Source organism: Nostoc sp. UCD121, assembly GCF_014222285.1.
Lineage (GTDB): Bacteria > Cyanobacteriota > Cyanobacteriia > Cyanobacteriales > Nostocaceae > Nostoc.
Genome location: NZ_JACKZS010000281.1, coordinates 1 through 8,084, shown reverse-complemented (window position 1 = coordinate 8,084; position 8,084 = coordinate 1). Strand labels below are relative to the sequence as shown.

The 8,084-nt window shown below is 40.7% G+C and carries 9 protein-coding genes; 3 read left to right on the top strand and 6 right to left on the bottom strand.

Translation table 11 applies throughout. The annotated features are described in order from the left end of the window. Window positions 1–83 precede the first annotated feature (83 nt). On the top strand, window positions 84–719 hold the full coding sequence (locus GNF10_RS33205) for a cofactor assembly of complex C subunit B (protein ID WP_185581102.1): 636 nt from the start codon (window positions 84–86) through the stop codon (window positions 717–719). A 154-nt stretch (window positions 720–873) separates the two neighbouring features. On the opposite strand, the gene GNF10_RS33200 is transcribed toward GNF10_RS33205, so the two are convergent. Then, entirely contained in the window at window positions 874–1,788 is a 915-nt protein-coding gene (locus GNF10_RS33200; RefSeq protein ID WP_185581103.1) for a M48 family metallopeptidase, read from the bottom strand. A gap of 258 nt (window positions 1,789–2,046) precedes the next feature. On the opposite strand from GNF10_RS33200, the gene GNF10_RS33195 reads away from it, so the two are divergent. Next, the gene (locus GNF10_RS33195; protein ID WP_012412032.1) at window positions 2,047–2,565 is read left to right on the top strand and encodes a DUF456 domain-containing protein; all 519 of its coding nucleotides are present in this window, start codon (window positions 2,047–2,049) and stop codon (window positions 2,563–2,565) included. A gap of 471 nt (window positions 2,566–3,036) precedes the next feature. Next, entirely contained in the window at window positions 3,037–3,783 is a 747-nt protein-coding gene (locus GNF10_RS33190) for a PEP-CTERM sorting domain-containing protein (protein ID WP_185581104.1), read from the top strand. 115 nt (window positions 3,784–3,898) lie between these two features. On the opposite strand, the gene nblB is transcribed toward GNF10_RS33190, so the two are convergent. The 5 genes from nblB to GNF10_RS33165 all read right to left on the bottom strand — a co-directional run bounded on the left by nblB (window position 3,899) and on the right by GNF10_RS33165 (window position 7,559). Next, the gene (gene nblB / locus GNF10_RS33185; protein WP_185581105.1) at window positions 3,899–4,564 is read right to left on the bottom strand and encodes a phycobilisome degradation protein NblB; all 666 of its coding nucleotides are present in this window, start codon (window positions 4,562–4,564) and stop codon (window positions 3,899–3,901) included. A 76-nt stretch (window positions 4,565–4,640) separates the two neighbouring features. Beyond that, complete coding sequence (locus GNF10_RS33180) at window positions 4,641–5,105, bottom strand: CBS domain-containing protein (RefSeq protein WP_012412035.1); 465 nt, start codon at window positions 5,103–5,105, stop codon at window positions 4,641–4,643. 232 nt (window positions 5,106–5,337) lie between these two features. Further along, the gene (mutT, locus tag GNF10_RS33175; protein WP_012412036.1) at window positions 5,338–5,748 is read right to left on the bottom strand and encodes an 8-oxo-dGTP diphosphatase MutT; all 411 of its coding nucleotides are present in this window, start codon (window positions 5,746–5,748) and stop codon (window positions 5,338–5,340) included. A 250-nt stretch (window positions 5,749–5,998) separates the two neighbouring features. Beyond that, window positions 5,999–6,343 carry a DUF760 domain-containing protein gene (locus tag GNF10_RS33170; RefSeq protein WP_185581106.1) on the bottom strand — a complete coding sequence of 115 codons (345 nt, stop codon included), beginning with the start codon at window positions 6,341–6,343 and terminating at the stop codon, window positions 5,999–6,001. A gap of 259 nt (window positions 6,344–6,602) precedes the next feature. Then, entirely contained in the window at window positions 6,603–7,559 is a 957-nt protein-coding gene (locus GNF10_RS33165) for an RNA polymerase sigma factor, RpoD/SigA family (RefSeq protein ID WP_114081492.1), read from the bottom strand. Between the last annotated feature and the right edge of the window lie 525 nt (window positions 7,560–8,084).

Here is an 8,084-nt window from a genome sequence, read left to right as displayed (position 1 = left end):
GGGGAAGTAGGGGGCAGGGGGAGAAAAACTTTAATTATTTATTGTCCAATGCCCAATGCCCAATGACAAATGACAAATGACAAATGACTGACCCTAATCGAGTTTTGCGGCGTCTACCCATTGTCGTAGGTGGGTTAGGCGCTGTACTTTTATTGATTAACCGTTTATTAACACCGGAATTAACTCAGTCTCAATCGCGTGGTGATGTGGTGGGCGTGATTTTGAGTGCGGTGTTAATTTTGACGGGTTTAATTTGGCAGCAAGTTCAGCCGCGATCGCCTGATATTGTAGAACTAATTGGAGAGGAAGGTTTTGTACTGGCAGCAGATTTACCCGAAGCCGTGAAAACAGAGCTAGCCTGGGCATCTCATTTATTGTTGACTAATACAGTAACGCGATCGCTAGTGGTTTATTATCAAGGCAAAGTTTTGTTGCGTCGTGGTATTTTAGGTACTAAATCTGAAGTTGTACCAGGAGTAATCTTAAAACAGGTACTCGAAAAACAAAAGCCGATTTATCTAGTTGCTCTAAAAATATATCCAGGTAGGCTTGAATTTGATTATTTACCAGAGAATACTCAAGGTGTAATTTGTCAACCTATTGGCAACCAAGGTGCGCTAATTTTGGGAGCGAATGCTCCTCGCAGTTATACCAAACAAGATGAAAATTGGATTGCCGGAATTGCTGATAAATTAGCCGTTACTCTTAGCTCGACTTGATCCAACCAACTAATATAAATTTGGGTTGGTCATCTGTCAGAATAAATCGTAATTTGTAATTATTAACTCAAATTAATTTCCTCTTATCTAGAGTTAATTACGAATTACGATAGCGTAGCGGGGCGTAGCCCATTACGAATTACGAATTATTAACTCACCAAGAAGTCAAAAAATTCCACCCTTCCTTTTCTTCTGGTGTCTTTTCTTCTTTTGCTTCTGATTCTTCGGGTGTATCTAAATTCGTCTGTTGAATTAAATTATCATAAGCTCCAGAATCAACCCATCTTAATAATTCGCCAGCCCGCATAACTACCCAAGAAAGCCCAGGCTCTGTATAGCTTAATATTTTAGTGACTTTATCCACACTATCAAAGTTATTAGATGCAAACTCACGGGCTTGGACAAGAAAATCGTCCATTACAGCAGTAGTTAAGTACTCATCTGGCAAGCCTGCGAGTTTCATCAGTGTAGTAGTTGCTACATCAATATCCTGACAAGCAAGCAAAGCAGCCCGATCGGCAGTGAACCTAGCCATCATCCGCCAATTATACAAACCCAATTCCATACCACCAGCTATCAAACCACCCACACCCAGCGTTGTACTGCTTAACAAATTTTTCAAAGTTGGCATCACAATTGCCATTTGGTGATAAACCATGTGCTGACTCTTGATACGAGCAATTTCGTGTCCGAAAACGTAAAGTAACTCATCCGGGCCAAGCCACTCCATTGCATCTAAATTGATACCAACAAGGGGTTTTTCCACCCCAACAATATAGGTTTCAATGTGTCCTGTGCCTTGAAACAGATACAGTTCAGGAAGGGGAGCAACATCAAGAATTTCACAGGTTTCTACCAATGCTTGATGTAATTGGGGAAAATTACGGGGCGAAATTCTGATTTCACTACCAAGGCTTTGCAGTCTAAGTAAGCGGTCGATGCCGTATTCGTTAACTTTCTTGAGTAGTAAAGAAACACCAGGCATATTTTGCAAAGAAGCCAAGGCTTTGCGATCAAAAGGATGTTCGTAGGCTTCTGAACTCAGTCCAGTTAATATTTTTCTCGTCATAAGTTTTGAGCTTTATTTTGGAGTGTTTGGGAAGTTCAGTTAGTCGGTACGAACGGCTTGTGCTTTCAGTGCGCCTGTAGCTAGGGATATATTCCTACAACCCACAATTATTTAAGATGAGCTTTGAGCGATCGCAGAGAGATTTTAGCAGATTAAACTAGAAAATCATATTTGCTGTCGGTGAAATCTAAGCATTTATCAGCATTTTGCCCAGATACAATATAAAGTAGGGGCGCTCGGAAATTTAGAAATTTATCTATGCAAATTATTTATTGGCTATTAATTGCCGTAATGGTTGTGGGTATCATCGGTGCTGTAGTTCCAGCCATACCCGGTAGCAGCTTAATTTTAATTGCAATTATCGTCTGGGGAATCGTTAGTAGTTCCTTCGCGGCTATCAAGATTCCTCTAATTGTGACAATTATTGTTTTACTGCTCAGTGTCGGAGTAGATTTTTTAGCTAGCTATGTGGGAGCAAGACAAGCTGGAGCTAGCAAATGGGGGCAAATCGGCGCAATTGTCGGTTTAGTTGTCGGATTTTTGGGATTATTGCCAACATTGCCTTTTGGGGGGCCACTGTTAGGAATTTTACTAGGCCCGCTTTTGGGAGCAATTATTGGTGAGTACATTTACCGACGTGAATTTGGGTTGGCGGTTAAAGCAGGTATAGGAATTGTAGTCGGCTCTTTGGTGGGAAATTTGATTCAAGGGTTGTTAGCGATCGCAGCAGTTGTAGTTTTCGTTGTGACAACTTGGCCACAGGTATTTGGTTCTTAGCATTTGAGAACAACGGTAATAGCTAGCAATTTGGTTCCTCTCTTTTATTTTACGAGAGGAACTGTTTCACTAAATATTAGTAACTGAAGCGAATAGATACACTGCGTACTCTATTTATCTAAAAAATGGTTGAGCAATGCAAAGTATTAAAAATTACTTGTAAACTTGGATTACGTAAAGTGACTTTCTTTAATTCAGAGCTATTGCCAACAATTTGAACCTTATTAAATGAAAGATATACTAAGCCCGGATATGTCATGAATTAAGAGTTCATGAAGGATAGTAATCCGTTAAAGATGTAATGAAGACCACTCAGTAAATATTGCAGGCCCTAAATCTATGTGATTTCATGGAGATAAGAAATACATCACGCAAGTTTCGCTTTCACTGACAGTATTTTCCAGAAATTACTGAGATGAAAAGTAAAGCAATTGCTCTGATTTAAGATTATTATTAGGAGCCTCGAAGACAATGATTGGTTTTAAATCTATATTACTAAATGCAACTTTAGCCATTACTGCTGCACTTCCCCTCGCTACTGCTGGGATGTTTACCTCTGCTGGTTCTGCACAGGCTGCTGCACTTAAAGGTGAGTTCAGTTTTAACGGTGGTCTAACTGTAAATCCATTTGCTAACAGTTTAGTAACATTAAAAAAAGATTCACTAACCTTTACTCCAGATAGCATTATCGCAGATTCCAATGGCGTAAAGAGTACCCCAGTTGCTATTGCCGCTCAGACAGGAAGTTTCTTAGGTTTCAATTCAGCAAGTATACGTGATATCATCTCATTCGCAAGCGATACTGTGCAAAACCCATTTCTAGACCTTGGTAATCTTACCCTTCCTGGTACTATTTTGCCTGGGGAAAGTACAGCTTCTCTAGCTGATGGCAAGAATATTTTTACGTTGAAGTCTTCTGATTACAAAATAACTCAGACTGGTGCAAACATTACTATAGCCGTTGATTTGTGGGGATACTTTACCAGCGCTACTGGTGAGATAACTAAAGGAGCAGGAAGCTTATCTTTCCAAAGAAATAATACTACTGTTGCTCAGGCAAATACAATTCTCAATACTACTGGCGGTTCATTGGCTAATTTGACTTTTTCTGGTTCTACGTTCACCACTTCCGTTCCCGAACCAGCTGCATTACTAGGCTTGGGTGCAGTAGGTGCTGTAATGGTGATGTCTCGCCGCCGCAAAACTGTCCTTCAATAGTCCTATCCTCAAATATAAACAAGTTACTTTTAGCAACTAAAAGTAACTCTAATTTATCTATTCGATCTGGCTGGAATGAAAAATTTTAGCAACCAGATCGATTTTTTTTCTGCTATCAGACTAATTGCAAAGATTGTTTCGCTTCATTTGCGATCGCTTCGACTTCATCATTAGCCAGTGTTTCTAATATAGATTTGGCTTCTGCACCACCCAAAAGAGCCAGCGCTTGTACAACTCTGTAACGCATTTGCCAGTCTGGATTGGTAGCATAAGGAGCTAACAGGGGAACTGCTTCTAAATTTCCCAATTCACCGAACGAACTAATAGCAGCAGTTTGCACTAATTCGGTTTCTGATGAGAGTGCCTCTTTGAGTAATTCAAAGGCTCGTGGATCGCCCAATGCTCCTAATGTAGCGATGATACTAAATTGTATTAGCCATTCATCAGTCTTGTAATAAACCTCCTTTAAGTCTTCAAAAGCGTCATGTAGTTGGAGTGCGCCTATACAGTCTGCTGCTGCGGCTTGTACATCTACTTCAGAGTCATGAAGCAAGCGATCGCGCAAGATATCCAAAGATAATTGTAAATCTTGTGTTCCGAGTGTATCCATTTGACTCACGGCTGAGTAACGGACACGGGAATTGCGATCGCTAATGGCTGTTTGAATCAATTCAAAGCCAACCTTAGGTTCCAGTTGGCGGATTTGATTTACTGCACGTAAGCGATCGCCTAAATCTTCAGAACTTAGCAATTGCTTAACAGACTCCGAAGTAACACTCATTTATTTATCCTTGATTTTCAAAAGTGTAAAAAATACTTAACAGTTATCAGTTATCAGGCTGTTAACTGTTAATTGATTATTCTTGACTTGCTGCCATTGCCCGAATAATATCACCACGAGTGAGGATACCAATTACTTGATCTGTACCATCAAGTACTGGCAAGCGGTGAACGCTGCGATCGTGCATGATTGTAGCGGCTTCTTTTAAAGTTTTATCAGGGGAAATTGCGATCGGGTTTTTACTCATCACCTCCCCAACGGTTTGCCCTAGTGCTTTATGTAAGTCACGTTCATAAGTAGCAGGATTTTTTAAATAGATAACGCTATCAAGAAACATAATGTACGCAGGTGGAGTAACACCAGTTTCTTGCCACATCAAATCGGTTTCTGAGATAATGCCCACCAATTTCCCGACATCATCCACAACAGGTAGTCCACTGATGTGGCGTTCTGCGAGAATTTGGATAGCTTCCTTCAGTGGAGTTTCCGCACGAACGACAATAGGATCGCGGCTCATCACATCGGCAACAGTTTTAGGCATTTATTTGTTGATACCTTTTATCAAAGTCTCTGCGCCTATTGTAGAAAATTGCGGGACTCAACCTGATGCAATTAATAGATTGTTACGGTATTGGGAATTGGGAATTGTACTGAGCGTTCACCTAGCGTCTCGGAGAGAAATCTTTGGCGCAGCCTCTTTTAGAGAAGCATTGGGCATTAAGTATTAAAAAACTCTTCCCTATTCTCAATTCCCCATTCTCCATTCCCAATTCTCAATTCCCTTTTAAAGCAGCAATAATTTGAGTATTTGCTTTCGGAAAAGTAAACTGATCCAATTCTTCCAAAGTTACCCAGCGAATTTCATCGGATTCCAAAGGTTGGGGAACACCTGTAACATGGCAGCAGTGATGCACTGTGAGGCTAACGCGCAAATTTGTATAGGTGTGGTCAATAGTAATCAGATGCTCTCCCACTTCAATTACTATTCCTAGTTCTTCGGAAATTTCCCGTTGAATACACTCTTGAATAGTTTCACCAGGCTCGATTTTACCACCAGGAAATTCCCACAAACCGCCCATTGCTCCTTCTGGACGACGGCGATCGATTAAAATTTGCTTTTGGTCATTCCAAATTACTGCAACACCAATGATTTTATGGGGCGGGAAAGAACTGGTTTCACTCATAATTGATTGACAAGAGGGGGAGATGATTAACAACAAAACTCGGCAGACTAGTTTTAACTCTGCCGAGTTTTGATTTTTTAAATTTCAACCTTAATGCGTCACTGTTTTGGATATTTTAAAAAAATCTAGCTGATAATTATTGGGAATTAGCGCCAAAGATTTCGCAGAGCCTTATTTTTAATTCTTATACCCGTGACTGTGGCTAGCAATCAGCCCAACAACAATATAGAATTTGCTAACTTTTCTATTTCTAGTCAACTTCAGTGTTGTTGGTATCTGTCCCTTGTAGGGCGAGTTCAAAATTCATTCTCTGTTCAGCATTACGTAAGAAGTAACCACTAATCATAGCAGAAGCCAAAAGCCGACCCAGACTTTCCCGACTGGTGCTGACAGTGATGCCAAAATGTTCTGAAGGTAGATTACCCAATAGTCCTGTAATATTCCGTTCCATCACCTGAAAAACTTCGGCAGATGTAGGTTTAGATAGCTGGGTAACTGTCTCTGGACTCAAGGATTTAACATACTGCCATAGTAAATCGTTGGTTTCTGATTCGCTATTGAAAAATTCTGAGACACGATTGGATGGGTTACTCATTTTTTAGCTCCTTAACTACCACTACTGGCTACGGTGCTTGTGATTTTAATACTAAATGCCTGTTTTGGATTTGACTTAGCTAGCTGTTTTGTCTTCCTGTCAACTAATGTAACAGCCTCGCTTTCTGATGGAAGTAGGTGTAACCGTACTAAAGTCAGCGTATTTTCGTCACCCTAACAAATAAAGCAAAGAGTGAGAAGTTCATTAAAACTCCTCACTCCCAATTCCTGTACAGACGCGATTAATCGCGTCTCTGTTTTTAACTCGCCAAATATTCACCCATGTTGGCTTTAGACTTGCGAAGTTTGGTTAAAGCTTCCCGCTCAATTTGCCGGACTCTTTCTCGGCTAATGTTCAGTATTTCACCGATTTTAGCCAGAGTCAGCGCTTGCCCATCAGTTAAACCAAAGCGTAGTGTGATTACTTCCCTTTGTTGCGGCGTAAGATCGCCCATGAGACGATCTAAGTCATAAGATAGGGAAGATTGCATGACAAACTCTTCTGGAGATGCTCCTGGATCTTCGAGCATTTCTCCGAGTTCAGTGTCGTAGTTATCACCCAACCGCAAATCCAAGGAAAGGGGCAAACGCGCCTTTTCTAGATACTCTCGTACTTGTTTGGGGGTTAATTCTAATTCTTGAGCTAGTTCACCAGCTGTAGGAGCGCGTCCCAACTTTTGAGACAATTGGCGCTGTGCCTTTTTAATCTTATTTAATTTTTCAGTAATATGGATAGGCAGCCGAATAGTACGAGCTTTTTCGGCTATAGCACGAGTGATAGCTTGCCGAATCCACCAATAGGCATAAGTAGAAAATCTATACCCTTTGGTAGGGTCAAACTTTTCTACGCCACGTTGCATACCAATACTACCTTCTTGGATCAAGTCCAGTAAATCGACGTTGCGCTTGATGTACTTTTTAGCAACGGAGACTACCAGGCGCAAATTGGCTTCTACCATTTTACGCTTGGCAATTTCACCATCAGCGATCGCTTCGTTCAATTCTGCTGGTTCTAACTTTGTCGCTTTGGCCCACTCTTCTAAGGTCGGTTGACGACCTAACTGGGTGGCAAGAGATTCTCTTGATTCGTGCAAAGTACAAGAACGTTGCACTTGTTTACCATAAAAAATCTCTTCCTCGTGTGTTAAGAGTGGCACACGGCCAATCTCACGCAGGTAAGTCCGCACGAGGTCTGTGGCTGTCTGAGCGGTCTTCATGGCGCTACTCTTTGGTAATGATGGGTTTGGCGGTAGGGTCATTAAGGGATAGATGCTTTGTTAGGGTGCTACCCAGTCAGACTGGGAACCCATGTATGGTTTGCAACTTACGCGCCCGATAAATTCGGCTGCTCATAATAAACAAATTTAGGCTTCTTAACTGCTAAAAGTTACAGTTATTTCCTACTTTTCACAAGTATCTACAGTTAGATAAAAGGTAGCTTCTTAAACATTTTTTTATTGGAACCTTATTAATAATTGTAACATTTATGAGAAGTTTTGGCTATATAGCGACATTAAATTTCCTGGTTTTTCCAGTTCATGCAATATCGCCCTCTCTCTAAAGGCTGACTATAAGTCAATTTCAGAAATTATTTGGTAAATATAAGCTTCCTCATATTTGCTAAGATATCTCTAATGAGAACTATAGTCATTCTCTTATAACAATTACTTAATTTTCTTGGGAATTGGGAACTGGGAATTGGGCATTGGGAATTGGGAATTGGGCATTGGGCATTAATTAAT

What these genes read in the sequence shown, in the direction of transcription:
- GNF10_RS33165 (WP_114081492.1), bottom strand. Translation starts at nt 7,559, where the DNA reads ATGAAGACCGCTCAGACAGCCACAGACCTCGTGCGGACTTACCTGCGT.
- mutT (WP_012412036.1), bottom strand. Translation starts at nt 5,748, where the DNA reads ATGAGTGAAACCAGTTCTTTCCCGCCCCATAAAATCATTGGTGTTGCA.
- GNF10_RS33205 (WP_185581102.1), top strand. Translation starts at nt 84, where the DNA reads ATGACTGACCCTAATCGAGTTTTGCGGCGTCTACCCATTGTCGTAGGT.
- GNF10_RS33170 (WP_185581106.1), bottom strand. Translation starts at nt 6,343, where the DNA reads ATGAGTAACCCATCCAATCGTGTCTCAGAATTTTTCAATAGCGAATCA.
- GNF10_RS33190 (WP_185581104.1), top strand. Translation starts at nt 3,037, where the DNA reads ATGATTGGTTTTAAATCTATATTACTAAATGCAACTTTAGCCATTACT.
- GNF10_RS33195 (WP_012412032.1), top strand. Translation starts at nt 2,047, where the DNA reads ATGCAAATTATTTATTGGCTATTAATTGCCGTAATGGTTGTGGGTATC.
- GNF10_RS33200 (WP_185581103.1), bottom strand. Translation starts at nt 1,788, where the DNA reads ATGACGAGAAAAATATTAACTGGACTGAGTTCAGAAGCCTACGAACAT.
- nblB (WP_185581105.1), bottom strand. Translation starts at nt 4,564, where the DNA reads ATGAGTGTTACTTCGGAGTCTGTTAAGCAATTGCTAAGTTCTGAAGAT.
- GNF10_RS33180 (WP_012412035.1), bottom strand. Translation starts at nt 5,105, where the DNA reads ATGCCTAAAACTGTTGCCGATGTGATGAGCCGCGATCCTATTGTCGTT.